At 51.3% G+C, this 14,857-nt stretch carries 19 protein-coding genes; 12 read left to right on the top strand and 7 right to left on the bottom strand.

Translation table 11 applies throughout. From position 1 onward, the window contains the following. Window positions 1-12: 12 nt before the first annotated feature. From METH11B_RS0103280 to METH11B_RS0103225, 12 genes are all read left to right on the top strand, one after another. Window positions 13-1,182, top strand: a complete 1,170-nt coding sequence (locus METH11B_RS0103280; protein ID WP_081733743.1) for a beta-ketoacyl-[acyl-carrier-protein] synthase family protein — start codon at window positions 13-15, stop codon at window positions 1,180-1,182. Then, a complete protein-coding gene (locus METH11B_RS0103275) occupies window positions 1,154-1,645 on the top strand; it encodes an ApeP family dehydratase (RefSeq protein ID WP_231499574.1) in 492 nt (163 codons plus the stop codon). The genes METH11B_RS0103280 and METH11B_RS0103275 overlap by 29 nt, the downstream gene beginning before the upstream one ends. Continuing rightward, on the top strand, window positions 1,642-2,370 hold the full coding sequence (gene fabG, locus METH11B_RS0103270) for a 3-oxoacyl-ACP reductase FabG (RefSeq protein ID WP_026600769.1): 729 nt from the start codon (window positions 1,642-1,644) through the stop codon (window positions 2,368-2,370). The genes METH11B_RS0103275 and fabG overlap by 4 nt, the downstream gene beginning before the upstream one ends. Next, on the top strand, window positions 2,364-3,599 hold the full coding sequence (locus METH11B_RS0103265; RefSeq protein ID WP_026600768.1) for a beta-ketoacyl-ACP synthase: 1,236 nt from the start codon (window positions 2,364-2,366) through the stop codon (window positions 3,597-3,599). Before fabG ends, METH11B_RS0103265 begins: the two co-directional genes overlap by 7 nt. A 1-nt stretch (window position 3,600) precedes the next feature. Beyond that, window positions 3,601-4,356, top strand: coding sequence for a beta-ketoacyl synthase chain length factor (locus METH11B_RS0103260; protein WP_026600767.1), 756 nt, complete (start codon window positions 3,601-3,603; stop codon window positions 4,354-4,356). A gap of 207 nt (window positions 4,357-4,563) precedes the next feature. Continuing rightward, window positions 4,564-4,812 carry an acyl carrier protein gene (locus METH11B_RS0103255; RefSeq protein ID WP_020481223.1) on the top strand — a complete coding sequence of 83 codons (249 nt, stop codon included), beginning with the start codon at window positions 4,564-4,566 and terminating at the stop codon, window positions 4,810-4,812. 5 nt (window positions 4,813-4,817) lie between these two features. Further along, entirely contained in the window at window positions 4,818-5,465 is a 648-nt protein-coding gene (locus tag METH11B_RS0103250) for a membrane protein (protein ID WP_026600766.1), read from the top strand. A 2-nt stretch (window positions 5,466-5,467) separates the two neighbouring features. After that, complete coding sequence (locus METH11B_RS0103245; RefSeq protein ID WP_026600765.1) at window positions 5,468-5,845, top strand: ApeI family dehydratase; 378 nt, start codon at window positions 5,468-5,470, stop codon at window positions 5,843-5,845. Then, window positions 5,829-6,572, top strand: a complete 744-nt coding sequence (locus tag METH11B_RS0103240; RefSeq protein WP_026600764.1) for a glycosyltransferase family 2 protein — start codon at window positions 5,829-5,831, stop codon at window positions 6,570-6,572. Before METH11B_RS0103245 ends, METH11B_RS0103240 begins: the two co-directional genes overlap by 17 nt. Further along, complete coding sequence (locus METH11B_RS0103235; RefSeq protein ID WP_026600763.1) at window positions 6,569-7,546, top strand: LpxL/LpxP family acyltransferase; 978 nt, start codon at window positions 6,569-6,571, stop codon at window positions 7,544-7,546. The genes METH11B_RS0103240 and METH11B_RS0103235 overlap by 4 nt, the downstream gene beginning before the upstream one ends. 2 nt (window positions 7,547-7,548) lie before the next feature. Beyond that, window positions 7,549-7,965 (top strand): acyl-CoA thioesterase, encoded by a 417-nt coding sequence (locus METH11B_RS0103230; RefSeq protein WP_020481218.1) that lies wholly within the window; start codon window positions 7,549-7,551, stop codon window positions 7,963-7,965. 124 nt (window positions 7,966-8,089) lie between these two features. Next, a complete protein-coding gene (locus METH11B_RS0103225) occupies window positions 8,090-8,656 on the top strand; it encodes a hypothetical protein (protein WP_026600762.1) in 567 nt (188 codons plus the stop codon). A gap of 129 nt (window positions 8,657-8,785) precedes the next feature. Here METH11B_RS0103225 and METH11B_RS0103220 read toward each other — a convergent pair whose 3' ends face one another. The 7 genes from METH11B_RS0103220 to METH11B_RS29355 form a co-directional block, all read right to left on the bottom strand. Continuing rightward, complete coding sequence (locus METH11B_RS0103220; protein ID WP_026600761.1) at window positions 8,786-9,163, bottom strand: rhodanese-like domain-containing protein; 378 nt, start codon at window positions 9,161-9,163, stop codon at window positions 8,786-8,788. A gap of 30 nt (window positions 9,164-9,193) precedes the next feature. Next, window positions 9,194-10,024 carry a polysaccharide deacetylase family protein gene (locus METH11B_RS0103215; RefSeq protein WP_231499573.1) on the bottom strand — a complete coding sequence of 277 codons (831 nt, stop codon included), beginning with the start codon at window positions 10,022-10,024 and terminating at the stop codon, window positions 9,194-9,196. After that, window positions 10,021-11,139 (bottom strand): acyl-CoA dehydrogenase family protein, encoded by a 1,119-nt coding sequence (locus tag METH11B_RS0103210; protein ID WP_026600759.1) that lies wholly within the window; start codon window positions 11,137-11,139, stop codon window positions 10,021-10,023. The genes METH11B_RS0103215 and METH11B_RS0103210 overlap by 4 nt, the downstream gene beginning before the upstream one ends. Before the next feature lie 81 nt (window positions 11,140-11,220). Next, window positions 11,221-11,571, bottom strand: a complete 351-nt coding sequence (locus METH11B_RS29360) for a hypothetical protein (protein ID WP_197026925.1) — start codon at window positions 11,569-11,571, stop codon at window positions 11,221-11,223. Window positions 11,572-11,685: 114 nt separating this feature from the next. Beyond that, window positions 11,686-13,017 (bottom strand): reverse transcriptase domain-containing protein, encoded by a 1,332-nt coding sequence (locus METH11B_RS0103200; RefSeq protein ID WP_026600757.1) that lies wholly within the window; start codon window positions 13,015-13,017, stop codon window positions 11,686-11,688. 1 nt (window position 13,018) lies between these two features. Further along, a complete protein-coding gene (locus METH11B_RS0103195) occupies window positions 13,019-13,612 on the bottom strand; it encodes an SLATT domain-containing protein (RefSeq protein WP_026600756.1) in 594 nt (197 codons plus the stop codon). 541 nt (window positions 13,613-14,153) lie between these two features. Next, the gene (locus METH11B_RS29355; protein WP_026600755.1) at window positions 14,154-14,705 is read right to left on the bottom strand and encodes a hypothetical protein; all 552 of its coding nucleotides are present in this window, start codon (window positions 14,703-14,705) and stop codon (window positions 14,154-14,156) included. Window positions 14,706-14,857 lie beyond the last annotated feature (152 nt).

Below are 14,857 nucleotides of genomic sequence, written 5' to 3'. Positions count from 1 at the left end.
CGGGTGTAGTTTTTGTATTTACGTGATTTAGGCATGGTCTGCGCCCTGGGCGGCAGCAAGGCAGATATTTTAGCCGGGTGGCTTGCCGGTCGCTCCGTTCAGCCGGTACCGTCGGCCTGGCTGAACTCAACCATTCCCGCCTTCGGCGTAATAACCCAGCTACCTGTCATTCCCTCTAAGCTCAAACAATACGATTGCCGCAACAACCGTTTGTTGCTGTCGGCGCTCCACCAGATTGAGGCTTCGGTCGGCAAAGCCATAGCCCGTTACGGCGCGGAACGGATCGGCATAGTGGTCGGCACCAGTACCTCCGGGATTGCCGAGGGTGAAACCGCCGTGCAAGTGTTGCGGGAAACCGGGGGCATGCCAAGCCACTATCACTACAAGCAGCAGGAATTGGGCGGTGCGGCGGAGTTTTTGGCGGCTTACCTGGATATTCGCGGTCCGGCCTACACCGTTTCCACGACATGCTCATCCAGTGCCAATGCCTTGGCCTCAGCGCGCCGCTTGATACGCTTGGGTGTCTGCGATGCGGTGTTGGTGGGTGGTGCCGACAGTTTATGCCGCACCACGCTGGAAGGCTTTTTTGCATTGGGTGCCCTCAGCAAAACCACTTGCAATCCGTTTAGTAAAAATCGCGACGGCACGATGATAGGCGAAGGTGCGGCACTATTTTTGATGACTCGCGAGCCGGGCGACATCGCCTTGCTGGGCGTTGGTGCCAGTGCCGATGCTTATCATATTTCCGCGCCACGCCCCGACGGTAGTTGCGCGTTACTGGCGATGCAGGCTGCGCTGGACGACGCGCAGCTAAAGCCTGAGCAAATCGATTACATCAATCTGCACGGCACCGCAACTTGGCAAAACGATGCGATGGAAAATCGGGCAGTCGGGCAGTTGTTCGGTAGCGATACGTTTTGCAGTTCCAGCAAGCCCTCCATCGGCCATTGTTTGGGAGCGGCCGGTGCGCTCGAAGCGGGTTTGTGCTGGTTGCTACTGTCTGATTTACATCAAGAAAGTCGTTTGCCCCCACATCTGTGGGATGGCGAGCCTGATCCCGATATGGTAAGGCTGCACTTGGTCGGGCTGGAAAACCAGTCGCTAAAGCCGCTACAATACTGCCTCAGCAACTCTTTTTCATTCGGCGGAAACAATGTGTCCTTGCTCATTGGACATCCCTGACAGTCCAGCGGCTTTCCCTTATGCCATCGAAACGCTAGTACCTCAGTCCGGGCGTATGGTGCTTCTGGATAGGGTGCTCGAAGTCGGTGACAGCCATATTGTCGCCGAACTCAATGTCCGCGACGACGGCCTGTTTTCCAGTGCTGAAAATAACGTGCCGGCCTGGGTGGGATTGGAATACATGGCGCAGGCCATTGCGGCGTACTCCGGTTATCATCGCAAGTGCCGGGGCGAAGCGATTGGTTTGGGGTTTTTATTGGGTACCCGTTACTTCGAGTGCTCGGTCGGTAGTTTTCCTTGCGGCACGAAGCTGACCGTGAGGGCGGAAAAGATTATCGAAGCCGCCAACGATATGTCGGTGTTCGGCTGCACGATAGCGGGGCCAAATATCAATGCCAGCTCGAAGTTAAATGTGTTGCTGCCACAGGATTCGCAAAAATTTCTCGCCGGAAAAGGAATATGAGCCAACCAACCATCCTGGTGACGGGATCCAGCCGAGGCATCGGCAAAGCTATTGCCTTGCGTCTTGCTCGCGAGGGCTACGATATTGTCGTCCATTGCCGTAGCCGGCTGGATGAGGCAGAGCAAGTACAAGAACAGATTGTCGAGATGGGTCGCCAGGCCCGAGTGCTGAGTTTTGATTTAGCCGACCGTAGCGCCGCCAAGGACAGTTTGGAAACCGACATCCTGGCCAACGGCGCGTATTATGGTGTGGTCTGTAACGCCGGGCTATCGCGAGACAACGCTTTTCCGGCACTGAGCGGTGAAGACTGGGACCAAGTGCTGCGCAGTAATCTGGATGGCTTTTACAACGTTCTGTTTCCGCTGGTAATGCCGATGATACAACGGCGCAAGCCGGGCCGTATCGTTACCCTGTCTTCAGTGTCCGGTTTGGTCGGTAACCGTGGTCAAGTCAATTACAGCGCGGCCAAGGCCGGCATCATCGGTGCAACTAAAGCGCTCGCAGTGGAATTGGCGAAACGCAAAATCACCGTTAATTGCGTGGCTCCGGGTTTAATCGAGACCGAGATGCTGGAAGGTTTGCCGCTTGAAGAGGCGCTTGCCGCCGTGCCCGCCAAACGCTTAGGTACGCCGGAAGAAGTCGCCGCGTTGGTGGCATTTTTGATGTCCGAAGATGCCGGCTACATTACCCGCCAAGTGATTTCCGTGAATGGAGGTTTGTGTTGACGCGGCGCGTGGTCGTTACCGGTATGGCCGGCTTTTCTCCCATCGGTAACGATTGGCAAGAAATACGCGGCAGACTTTCGGCAAAGCAATCCGGCATCCGCTATATCCCGGAATGGGAGATTTATAACGGTTTGCTTACCCGCTTGGCAGGGCCGGTGGAAAATTTTACGTTACCCGCGCATTACACCCGGAAAAACACCCGCAGCATGGGCAGGGTCTCGCTATTGGCTACCCGCGCGAGCGAACTTGCCATGATCGACGCCGGATTGCTAGGTGATCCGGTCATTAGTAGCGGTCGTACCGGCGTTGCTTACGGTTCATCGGTGGGATCGACGCCGGCTATCGCCGACTTTGGCAGAATGCTGATTAATCATGACATCGGTAATCTAAATGCCACCACCTATCTGAAAATGATGGGCCACACTACCTGCGCTAACGTGGCCTTGTTTTTTCAGGTGCGCGGCCGGATTATTCCATCCGTCAGTGCTTGTACCTCAGGTAGCCAGGGCATAGGTTACGCCTACGAGGCGATCAAATACGGTTTGCAGGATGTAATGCTCGCCGGTGGGGCGGAGGAGCTTTGTCCCACCGAAGCCGCGTTGTTCGATGCGCTGTATGCCACCAGTACCCGGAACTCAGAACCTGAATTAACCCCCAGACCGTTCGACCGCGATCGCGACGGTTTGGTGATAGGCGAGGGTGCTTGCACCTTGGTATTGGAGGAACGGGAACGCGCATTGGCGCGCGGCGCGCGGATCTACGCCGAAGTTGCCGGGTTTGCGACCAATGCCGACGGTGTGCACGCCACGCAACCCAATGCCGACACGATGCAAGTGGTGATGCGTCTGGCATTACAGGATGCGCAGCTTGAGCCGCAGCAAATTGCTTATATCAGCGCGCACGGTACCGCCACCGAGCAGGGCGACATTGCCGAAAGCCAAGCTACTGCGGCGGTGTTTGGCGGCAACACGCCGATTAGCAGTTTGAAAAGTTTCACGGGTCATACCTTGGGTGCTTGTGGGGCCTTGGAAGCCATGGTGGCAATTCAGATGCTGAGGGAAGGCTGGTTTCATCCCAATTTGAATCTGGATAATCTCGATCCGCGTTGTGCCGAACTGGATTATCTGACCGGCGACGGGCGTCATATCCACGCCGACTACATCGTCAGCAATAATTTTGCGTTTGGCGGTATCAACACGTCTTTGGTTTTACAGCGCTGGGATAGCTGAGTTGACCGAAAGCATTGCCGAATCGGGTATCGAAAGCCGTTTGGCGTTCACAGTAAAGCATTGGTGTTTCTGGCAATCCGTGCATCATCCCCAGACCAAGGTCTGGCCCAAAGGTGAAATATTGCCGCATAACCAAGGCAAGGCCGATATGGGGTTTTTACCGGCAATGCAAAGGCGCAGATTATCGCCTTTAGCCAGAGCCGCCTGCGCTGTGGCCTGGCGCTGTCGCGGCGAAAATGGCGACATGCCCTCGGTGTTTTTTTCAAACCATGGCGAAAGTCAGTATTATTTCGAGATGCTGGAAGAGTTGGCAGAGGGCGAACATGTCTCGCCTAGCCGCTTTAGTCAATGTGTACATAATGCCATCGCCGGCTTGGCGAGTTTTCATGGCTCCAGTTTTCTGCCTTATGTCGCCTTGGCCGGCGGTACGGAAGGGCTGTTTTCGGCTTTTCTGGAAGTCGGCGGCATGCTGCTGGATGCTCCCCAGGTTTTGCTTGTCTGCTACGAACAGCCTCTCCCCGACGCTTATTTACCCTTTCTCACCGGCAGTCAAACGACCTGGGCTTTGGCGATGACGCTGGCGAGGTCTGGCGACGTGGGGCCGCAATTGCAGTTGACGCGCGAGCAGGCAAATGGCCCGGCATCGCCGGAAAATGGCTTGCCGAAGTTAGTTCAATCAATCATATCTGGCCAGCAAAGCGGCTATTGTCGGCAGGATAGGGCTATCTGGCATTGGCGTTTGGATGGTGTTTCGTGATTTCGATTGCCAGCAGCGTAAGCGATCTGCCGTAACCCAGGGTATAATCCACGCTTGGCGTAGTAATTTATCGCGCGGTTGGCGCAGATACTTTGGTGCTTGGAGTGATGCCAGAGGACAATACAATATCAACCGATACTCGCTAAATCGAGGCTTTAGAGCGATTGTCAGGCCGAGTCGAGTATCGCAATAGGAAACAACACCCGTATGAAGACCCAAGAAGACGTATTCGCCACCTTAAGAGAATTGATGTCGGAAATGTTCGAGTTAACGCCCGATGACATTACCTTGGAGGCTAATTTGCGGCAGGATTTGGACATCGACAGCATCGATGCGGTGGATTTGATGGTCAGACTGCGCGAGATCACCGGTAAACGCATCAATCCAGAAGACTTCAAAAATGCCCGCACCATTCAGGACGTGGTCGATACCGTTTATCGGATCAGCGCTGAATAGGCTGAATGTTTAAAGACTTTCTCAGCAACCTGGTCCCGACGAAGATTCAGGCAAATCCCGATACCAGCGTTTGCCCAAAATCCCCAGCAGAGCCTCGGCAAATTATCCTTAATGTGATTATCGGGGCAGCGACTGTCAGCTATCCCTTTCTGATTTGGTATTCCGCCGATTATTTTCAGCCGCGGGCTATGGCCCTGGGGTTAGCCGGCCTATTTCTGCTGCGTTACTGGCTGCAAAAACATCGCAATTCGGCCGGCCTAGCCGAGTCTCGGCTGATATTGGCGTGCGCGCTGTTTCTGTTGCTTGGTGCACTGGTTAACGATGCTTACTGGCTGCTAGCTTATCCGGTGTTCGTCAGTCTACTGTTTTTTACGGTATTTTCCTTTAGTTTGATTCATCCGCCGACGGTGGTGGAACGGCTGGCCAGGCTGGAATTTCCGGATCTGCCGGCTCATGGCGTGCTGTATACCCGCAGAGTAACGCTGGTTTGGAGCTGTTTTTTTCTCGGCAATGCGGCAATTTCTTTGCTGACGATTTGCTATGGCGACCGCTGGTTGTGGAGTCTTTACAATGGTTGCATCTCTTATGTACTGATGGGTTTATTGATGGCAGCGGAAATGGCGGTGCGCCGCAAAGTGAAGGCCAGCTTTTGAGTATGGAAAATCAGGGAAGCGAACCAGATGTTTTGTTTCCGGAAACGCTAAGCGAACACATTCAGCTCGATGGTATGGTGCTGGCGTTGCGCATCCCCAAAGATTTAACTTATTTCAACGGTCATTTCGACGAAATTTCGGTGGTGCCCGGAGTCGTGCAGATTCAATGGGCGGTGCATTATGCCCGGCAATACTACGGTTTAGCTCGCGACTTCAGTCATATGGAATCGGTAAAATTCAAAGAGCTGTTGTTACCTGGACAAGAGCTGGAATTAGCATTGCACTATCTGCAACAAGCCGGCAAACTCACTTTTTGTTACCGTTCGGCAACCTGCGAATATAGCTCGGGTAGAATCTACTTTCATGACAACCTTATTTAAGCCCTGCATCCTGATTCCGGTTTATAACCATGAAAAGCCGCTCCCCGGCATTATTGAGCGTTTGGCGGCGCATGAACTGCCTTGTCTGTTGGTGGATGACGGTAGCGATGCGTCCTGCGCCCAGGTGATTCGCGGCTTAGCTGAGCAATATGACTGGGTGCAAAGTATCAGGCTAGAGGTAAACCAAGGTAAGGGCGCGGCGGTCAAGGTCGGCATTCTGGCGGCTCAAGCCCAAGCCTATTCGCACGCGCTGCAAGTCGATGCCGACGGCCAGCACGATTTAAACGATCTGGATAAATTTCTAAGCGCCGCCAGACTAGCGCCGGAAGCAGTGGTTATCGGCCGAGCCCTGTTCGACGCATCGATTCCTAAACTGCGCTACTACGCTCGCTACCTGACCCATATTTGGGTACATATCAACACCTTATCTTTCGCCATCCCCGACTCGATGTGCGGCTACCGGGTTTACCCGCTGGCATCCGCCGCGAACTTAATCCAAAGCATTGCCACGGAAGATCGCATGGGCTTTGATACGGAAATTTTGGTGCGGCTTTATTGGCAAGGGGTGTCTATCGTCTCCATTCCCACCCAGGTTCGCTATCCGCTGGATGGCTTATCGCATTTTCGGGCTTGGGAGGATAATCTGCTGCTCAGTCAAACCCATGCCCGTTTATTTTTCGGTATGTTGTTACGCTGGCCAAAACTGCTGCTGAGGCATTTGCAATGACACGCGCAACTGCCGCTACCCGGCATTGGGCCGCTGTAGAGGAAAACAGCCTGTTGTGGGGCATACAGGCTTTGGTATGGGTATATCGGCTGTTCGGCCGCTGGGTATTTCGTTTATTTTTGCGACCGGTGGTGAGTTACTACTTTCTGGCCGGGCGTCTTGCCCGCGAGTCTTCGAGGGAATATCTGCGGCATCTGTCCAGATTTTACCCGGAGTTGGGTTTAGGCGGCGGGCTCTGGCAAAGTTACCTGCATTTCTTAAGCTTCGGCGAAACCTTGCTGGACAAAATTGTGGTGTGGACCGGCAATATCACGCCGGAACAAGTGGATTTTCCTAATCGCCAGCTGCTGCTGGATTTGATCGAGCAAAAACGTGGCGCCATGCTGCTGTCCGGACACATCGGCAATCTGGAAATCTGTCAGGCCATCGCCACGATGCGCGGCCACATCCATCTCAACATCTTAGTGCATACCAAACATGCCGAGAAGTTCAACCGCCTGCTCGGCAGTCGCGGCAGCGCCACGATACAGCTGATACAAGTGACGGAGCTAAGTCCGGCGATTGCGATCAGCTTGCAGGAAAAGATCGAGCGCGGCGAATTTCTGGTAATGGTGGGAGACAGAGTACCTGTGCAAGGCAGTCGCACCGTGCCGGCCAGCTTTCTGGGAGAGGACGCCGAATTTCCGCAAGGTCCGTATCTGTTGGCTTCCTTGTTGCGTTGTCCGGTTTTTACCCTGTTCTGCTTCCCGGTAGACGGACGCTTCAAAATTCATCTTGAACCGTTCTCGGACAGTATTCGTATCCCGCGAGCCGAACCCAAACGACAAGACATGCTGCAATCTCTGGCCAGACAATATGCCGAACGGTTGGAAACGTATTGCCGCATTGCACCACTGCAATGGTTTAATTTTTACCCGTATTGGCGCAAGCCGGCCGCGGGTGATAGCGGTCAGATAGCCGCCGAGGACAAGTAAATATGTTGCGCGCCGAAGTGGAATTAACTGTGCCGTTTCACGACATTGATCTGCTAAACATCGCTTGGCACGGGCATTATTGCAAATATATCGAGATTGCCCGTTGCGCGATGCTGGATAAAATCGGCTACGGTTACATGGCCATGAAAGAAACAGGATACGTCTGGCCGATTGTGGATTTGCAGTTGCGTTATGTGCGTCCTGCGCAGTTCGAGCAGCGGATTCGGGTATCGGCGGAGCTGGTCGAGTGGGAATACCGGATGAAGATCAAGTATTTGGTCGCCGATGCCGAAACCGGCGAAGTCTTAGCCAAGGGCCATACCATCCAGGCGGCCGTCGATGCGGTCAGCCGCGAAATGTGCTTCGCTTCGCCAGCGGTATTTTTGGAAAAACTCGGCATTAAAATCGATTCGCCCTAGACAGACGCTAGCTATGGCGCTTGTGTTCAGGACTTTCCTGGCTTGTTCTATCTGTTGTACTGTCGCGTCGCTGTTTTGCTCAGCGTCAGCATGTTCCTAACCTTTTGCTCGAGGAATTTTGACTATGTTCAGAAAAAACTGCATTTTGATGTGGCTATGCCTGGCTGTTTTGGCGGTAGGTTGCAAGAAGGACCTGAAACCCGGCGAAGGTGCTGCCGCGGCCGTGCAGCCCGCTCAGGTTTATTACACGCAGTTCAGCCTGTTCGAGGAACAAAACAAGTTTCGCACCACCAATTATCGTAAAGGCCAATTGATTCCGATCAATACGCCGGTCGCGTTGCTGAAGCTGAATTCCGACGAAGCGGTGCTGAGGATAGAATCCAGCGGCCAACTGATTACAGTCGAAAACGTGCAAAAGTTTACCAAGGACGATATGCCCATCGCCTTCAGTAAAATTGCCGGTACCAGTAAGGTCGACCTTAACCAATTTACTGCCGCTGAGCGTGAGAGCATTTTGGTGGGGCAGGTGAAGACAGGCATGAGCAAAAAAGCCGTACTAGCCGCCATCGGCTACCCGCCGCAGCATGTGACGCCTTCGCTGGATAGCGACGAGTGGACTTACTGGTCCAACCTGTTCAACCGCTTTGTGGTGAAATTTAAAAACGGCAAGGTCGATAGTATTGTCGAATAAGCACCAAGCTTTTTATGAATCCAGCCCTTAAGTATCTTCTCTCCCGCGAAAGCGGGAGCGACGATGTGGGCTTCGTGGCGCGGTATAACGGCTCCGAGGAATTTAAGGGCCGGGTTAATAATCGCTGGCCTATTCAAACCCCAATCCTGCTTTTGCCCAAGCTTTGCTGCCTCCTTCCAGATTACTTAAATGCTCGTAACCCAGTTCGTGTAGCGTTTTGGCGGCGGCATTCCCCATTGGGCCGCCTTCGCAATACAGATAAATTGGAGTGGTTTTATCTTGGGGCAGTTTATCCAGGTGTTTCTCGACGCTGTTGTAAGGAATAAACGCATCGGTGCCTTTGATATGGCGCTGCTCCGGGGTATGCACGTCCACCAGAAAAATATCCTGACGTTGCATCAGCTGATTTAACTCCGGCGCCGTGACCATTTGTAAATAATCGGGTGCTTGAAACGCGCAACCGCTCAGAAACAGGGCCAACGCTGCACTGGCATAGGTTTTATTCATGGCTTAAATCTCCGAAATCAGATGGGTGCGTTAGGGATTTTGGCAACGATCCAAGCTTTCGCTTAACGTGACCGTTTGTAAATTCTCGGCGGTAATGGCGTCCAGCAGGGGCGGCAATACCTCCAGAATCACTGGTTGGCCGCTGCTGGTCCGCGCGACGTTACTGTCATGCAACAACAGAATGTCGCCAGCCTTCAGGTCTTTCAATAGTTTTGCCAGAACCACTTGCGGATTGCCGTCGATAGTATCAAAGCCGCGCCGGGTCCAACTCGCCAATTGCAGCCCCAAACGCTTGAGTACCGGATCCAACAGAGGATTTCGCAGGCCTACCGGCGGCCGGAAAAATCGCGGGCGAATGCCGGTCACTTTGGTCAGAGCCTCCTGGGCGGCGTTGAGTTCCGCCATCCAGCCATTTAACAACAGAAACGGCAAATGGTATTGGTGGTGCATGCTGTGATTTTCCACCGCGTGCCCGCGTTTGACGATGTCCCGGCATAGGTCAGGGTAGCGTTGGGCTTTGGCGGCGATACAGAAAAATGTCGCCTTGGCACCGCGCTGCTCCAGAATATCGAGCACGGCCGGGGTGATGTCCGGGTCGGGGCCGTCGTCGATGGTAATGGCGATTTCGCCGCGCGCCACAGAAGCGGGCGGTAACGAGGTCCAGTTAGATCCCGTCCAGTCGCAACGCGGCCAAAGGCCGGCAAAGGTTAACACCAAGTGGTCGACAATAATCGCAGTCAGGGCCCAGGGCCAGATACTAGGCTGCACGGCTACTGCCAACAGCGCAGCGGCGGTTAACCACAAGGAAGCCTTTATCAACGGCGTTGGTTGCCAATCTCGGTAAGCGGAAAAATTCATCATGAGTGGGATAGTGGGTTGGCCTTGTACGCGTCGCCGGTGCCGAGCAAGGCGGCGATCAGGTTTTTCTGCACTTCCGAACTGCCGGAAAACAAGCGGCCGGCCATGGCATCCTGCACCAATTCCGCCAGCGCACTACCCGATTCCAAGCCGGCCGCGCCCATGATCTGCACCGCATCCAGGCTGGATTGCAAGAAAGCCTCTGCGGCGTATAACTTGGTTTGCGCCGACGCCAGGGTAAGGCGTTGACCGGCGTCGCAAAGCCGCGCGCATTCGTTTAACCATAAAGCGATAGTATCCAGCCTTAGCTTCATCTCGGCAATCCGATGGCTGATGGCCTGATGCTTACCCAGATGCACACCGCCCGAGCGCCGCTCACGGCTGTAACGAACCACCTCCGTTAGCTGCCAGTCCATGATGCCGGCAATGCCGGCAAAGACAAAGGCCCGCTCGTATTCCAGCGCCTTCTGGATCATCTGCGTGCCGGCACCGATCTTTCCCAGCAGGCGATCAGCATCGAGCCGGCAATCCTGCAAAATCACACTACCGGTGGCGCTGCCCCGGCAAGCAACCAGCGCGGCTTCATCACTAACACGGCAGCCGTCATCGTTACGGGAAACCAGAAACGCGCAAATCTTGCCTGCCAATTTGGCGTACACCACCAAGCAATCGGCCACGGGGGCGTTGGTGATATAACGCTTTTCGCCGTTCAACACATAACTGTCGCCGCGTAACGCCGCTTGGGTTGTCATCGCCTGTACGTCGGAGCCGCAAGAAGGCTCGGTGATCGCATGCCCGCCCAGCCATTGTCCGCTGATTAAAGGCGGCAGAAATTGTGCTTTCTGCGCCTCGCTGCCGTACAACAGAATAGGAAAAACCGATCCCCACAAATGCGCATTGACTGCCAGCATCAGGCCAGGGTCGCGGCAAGTTTCTCCGAGTCGGCGATGGCTTTTGACTAGTGCAGCAAAGTCATCTGCAAAACCGCCTAAGTGTTGGGGGAGGGCATGGCGGAACACACCCAGCTCGGCGACGGCACGTAGCCGGGCTTTGATTTGGGCATCATTCGGTGGGCCTGCATAAGCGGGTATGCTGGAGAAATCGGGGATTTTAGTCATGATGGAGCTAGTGGCGAACCTAATAAAGCCCAATTGTATCGTTCCCACGCGGAGCTTGGAAACGCAGGAAAATCGCAGCCGTCATGTCGGCAGAAAAATGCAGCACAGTGGCAACAGATCTTGCCTCCTATTCCCAGGCACCCAGCTAAAGGTATCCAGTGGTGGGTGATCAAAACCTTCGCCCACCAATTTAGTTGCTAGTTGTTTTTTCGACATTCGGCCGTGAAGCACAAAAGGTGGCGGTAACTTGCTGTCCAACGCTAACAAAATAGCATCCAGATATTCGGTGCGCTCGTTTAGGACCAGTACTTTTCGTCCCAGATTAAAAGCTGTAATAATCTCCCGAGCAATCGCCGCCGTTCGATACAAACCCAGCCAAATTTTGAACGCCTTGGGTCGGCCAAAAGCCGCCAGAAGAAACAAAAGAGCCAATGGCAAATTTCTAACCTAAAGCCGGCGTAGGGTCCAGGTGAGCTTGCGAACCTCACCGCACGCTACGGGCAGATATGGTTCGCCCCCCTCCATACGGACACGACAATTAGTTTTTTAATATCCAAAATTTTGGATATCTTCAAGCAGGTCTTTAACCTGTTTCCCAATTCTCTTGTGAAAGTGGAACTCTATTTCCTCATCCGTTAGCGAACCGAGTTTAAAATCGAAATATTCAACCAACACGTCTTTTTTCTGATCAAGACTATAGTTATCGAAATTAGGTATGTAGTTAGTCTCGTATCTGCGGTAACTTAGCTCTTTAAAAGCCCGTGAAAATCGTTTCGGTTTTATTCCGACATTAAACCGTTTTATAAGCTTACGGACGTAATTATCTAAAGAATGCAATAGCGATTCATCATTTATTTCTGAAAAGAAGAACAGCCAGCCTTTGCTTTTATTTTCGAACACACAGCCGGTAATTCTTAGATTTAGGCGCCACTCCAGAAATTTTTCATTTTTTAGCTTTGAATGTTTGTGGCTTGTAAATATTGCTGCGATTGATTCTTTAAGCTTTTCGACTGTTTCTGTTCTGGCCGATACACTCCCGTCACTGAACTGATAACCCAAATAATCAAACCGGTCTTTGACGTCGCCAATGCTCGATTTTTCGGGAGCTTTAATGGGGTCGTGCACCCTTAATCCAATTCGGCTAAATCTCGAAATAACATCCTTAGCGACTTTTTCTGCCTGCTTAGAGTCACACAAAATCAGAACATCATCGACATAGCGAGAATATGCGATACCCGGATAAGAATTCATATGCCTGTCTATATTAAGCAAATATACAGCCGCCAAAATGTTTGATATAGCTAATCCTTGAGGCACACCAATTGCGGAAGGTTTATCAGATGCTTTGGATACGATAACTGTGGGCGACGTTATTGCAGCCAGGATGACATTCATTATTCCGGGATCTTTGATACGCTTGCGCAAGCGAGACTCAAGTTCCTTATGCTTGATAGATGGATAAAAGTCCGAAACATCTAGCTTAATGTAGCCAGAATATTTTCCAGATACGACATCAGTTTTTATTCGCTTGATGACATTTTGCGGCAACTCTAAGGATAAGCCTGACTTAAATCTTTCTGAAAGAAATTCACACATTGCTCTCATGGCGATGCGGTCTCTAACTGTCGATATAGCAATTTCCCTTGGCTTTTTTCCTCGACCTTTACTAACAAGTTTTAATTTGTATTTAGTAAACTGATACGTGCCAGCCAATATCTTTTTCGAAAGAATTGCTACCTGATCATTTAATTGCTTACGAAAGGCATATTGATCTAAATTGTCTATCCCTGTCGCTCCAGAATATACAATATGGTCGGTGAATATTTGTTTTAGGTTGTCTTCCGAAAAATAATTAGCGAATTGCTTCCGTACACTCACACTAAATCCTCTCCAAGCCAAAAAATAAGATAATTGGCAAGAAATACAAGAGCATTAGCAATAAATAATGTTTAAATATCCAATAACTTATACTGACCCAGTGATACCAGGTTGGCCTTCTATCTAGGTCTTTTTTTAATTTAGTTTTCGGGTCTTTAGTAGTGGTACAAGTTACATATTCAATACATAAGGCGAGGTAATAGTCGTAATCGGTATGGTTTTCGCAAAGCCCCAAAATTTGCTCATATTCTTTTGATATAGCATCTATATCGGCATTGGCTGTTTTTGCCTTTTGATAAAAAGTATTGAGAGCTTCATAGCATTCTTTGATTAGTCCTGCACGCTCTTTAAAGGAAAGACCGGTAATAAAACCGGACATGCAAAGTATTAACACTGAATAGACTACCCAGATGATTCCGGGCAAATCATTGTTAGGGCCTGAATTGTTGATCTTAAGATAATAAATAGAGGCTGCCACGCCGCAGAACGAATACCACAGCATTAATAGCTGAGATTGAAAGGCATTAGATAAAAGCCTTCTCTCTGCTTGAATCCGTGCTTTTCTTGTCCACCACACATTATCTATAAACGCCATAAATTTCCTTATTAGGGTGTTCCTGAGTGTCTATAAGTAGTAATAGTAACCACCCCTAGCACTAGGGGCAAAACACCGTAGTGTTTAAGAGACAAGCTCTTCAAAATTAGTTGCACTCGTTAGACGAGTGGCCAGTCGAAACTGGCACACTCAGGAACAAAACTGTTCAATTCTTAGCAGACGCCGGATTTTACGCTAAACCATAGCGATTTGCATCGTTCGCCATAGCTCGTAGGATGAGTCGAATCTTTGTGTTGCCGGAGAAACGAGCGAATCCCTCAAGAAGCTAAGGGTTGTTGCTACTCTCCCAATCAAGCATTGCAAATAATATTGAACGACGGGTATTGAACTAATAGTTGCTATTGAATCAATTTGAGCGACTGGCGGCAAAGGGTCGATTGTGCATTTCCATACACCCAAAAGCCACCATTCATTACTTACCTAGTCGTATCGGAACCGGTGGCGGTACTCGTTGTTATGTGCTTCGAGCAAAGCAATCAGTCTTGCGTTTTCAGCTTGAAGATCGGATAAAAGCGCATTACTAGTCATCAATGTCATATTCGGATAACAATATTGCCATATCTTCGCCAACACCCCAGCCGACATTCGAGCCTTGCTTTGCAACTTGCTCGAGTCTGTGTATAAAAGCTGGGCGTTTGGCTTCCGGCAAGGCCATGACATATTTCAATGCTTGTTCGAACATACGCACTAAGGCATCAAAATAGCCTTCATCGTCCATGCCGCAGTAACCCAGGAATACAAACACTTCCTCGCAATAAAAAACCGATAGTTCAGCCAGTCCTTCGGGTTGACCGAGCGCCTTTTTGTAATCGGTAATCGCTTTCTTCGCTTTGGCCACAGAGATGGGTTGATTGCGCATGACATCCGGGCAAATCCAGCGGGAAATCGTGTCCTTATAGGGTTTAAGAATATCCTCGCCCAACCCGAATCGTGCATGCAGAAACGTTTGATTATCTTTATTGGCTGCGTATAGATCCTGTATCAGCCCGATCAGACCAACTCGATCGACGTCAGCCAATTTGGATTTAACGTCGTTCCAGCTTGCTTTGCCTTTTTTCTGTTTGCTAGTCATTTGCTGTCGGTTGTTTTCTTTTGATTCGTTTTTGCAATTACCCTAAGTTATATCATTAGCATTCAGCGCTAACCATCACAGTCAGATAGATTTGACACAGAAAGGGGCTATTTTTCCCGAACGGGAACTTCGATGCTTGTCTCTCGTAAATT

Origin of the sequence: Methylomonas sp. 11b (assembly GCF_000515215.1) — a bacterium.
In the GTDB taxonomy this organism is placed as follows: domain Bacteria; phylum Pseudomonadota; class Gammaproteobacteria; order Methylococcales; family Methylomonadaceae; genus Methylomonas.
Note: the sequence above shows the minus strand (reverse complement) of the source record. Positions and strands in the feature narration are given on the sequence as shown.

Bases quoted from the DNA above. Each gene is read 5' to 3' on its own strand.
- fabG (WP_026600769.1), top strand. From the start codon at position 1,642: ATGAGCCAACCAACCATCCTGGTGACGGGATCCAGCCGAGGCATCGGC.
- METH11B_RS29355 (WP_026600755.1), bottom strand. From the start codon at position 14,705: ATGACTAGCAAACAGAAAAAAGGCAAAGCAAGCTGGAACGACGTTAAA.
- METH11B_RS0103255 (WP_020481223.1), top strand. From the start codon at position 4,564: ATGAAGACCCAAGAAGACGTATTCGCCACCTTAAGAGAATTGATGTCG.
- METH11B_RS0103215 (WP_231499573.1), bottom strand. From the start codon at position 10,024: ATGATGAATTTTTCCGCTTACCGAGATTGGCAACCAACGCCGTTGATA.
- METH11B_RS0103220 (WP_026600761.1), bottom strand. From the start codon at position 9,163: ATGAATAAAACCTATGCCAGTGCAGCGTTGGCCCTGTTTCTGAGCGGT.
- METH11B_RS0103195 (WP_026600756.1), bottom strand. From the start codon at position 13,612: ATGGCGTTTATAGATAATGTGTGGTGGACAAGAAAAGCACGGATTCAA.
- METH11B_RS0103225 (WP_026600762.1), top strand. From the start codon at position 8,090: ATGTTCAGAAAAAACTGCATTTTGATGTGGCTATGCCTGGCTGTTTTG.
- METH11B_RS0103245 (WP_026600765.1), top strand. From the start codon at position 5,468: ATGGAAAATCAGGGAAGCGAACCAGATGTTTTGTTTCCGGAAACGCTA.
- METH11B_RS0103275 (WP_231499574.1), top strand. From the start codon at position 1,154: ATGTGTCCTTGCTCATTGGACATCCCTGACAGTCCAGCGGCTTTCCCT.
- METH11B_RS0103210 (WP_026600759.1), bottom strand. From the start codon at position 11,139: ATGACTAAAATCCCCGATTTCTCCAGCATACCCGCTTATGCAGGCCCA.
- METH11B_RS0103230 (WP_020481218.1), top strand. From the start codon at position 7,549: ATGTTGCGCGCCGAAGTGGAATTAACTGTGCCGTTTCACGACATTGAT.
- METH11B_RS0103250 (WP_026600766.1), top strand. From the start codon at position 4,818: ATGTTTAAAGACTTTCTCAGCAACCTGGTCCCGACGAAGATTCAGGCA.
- METH11B_RS0103240 (WP_026600764.1), top strand. From the start codon at position 5,829: ATGACAACCTTATTTAAGCCCTGCATCCTGATTCCGGTTTATAACCAT.
- METH11B_RS0103235 (WP_026600763.1), top strand. From the start codon at position 6,569: ATGACACGCGCAACTGCCGCTACCCGGCATTGGGCCGCTGTAGAGGAA.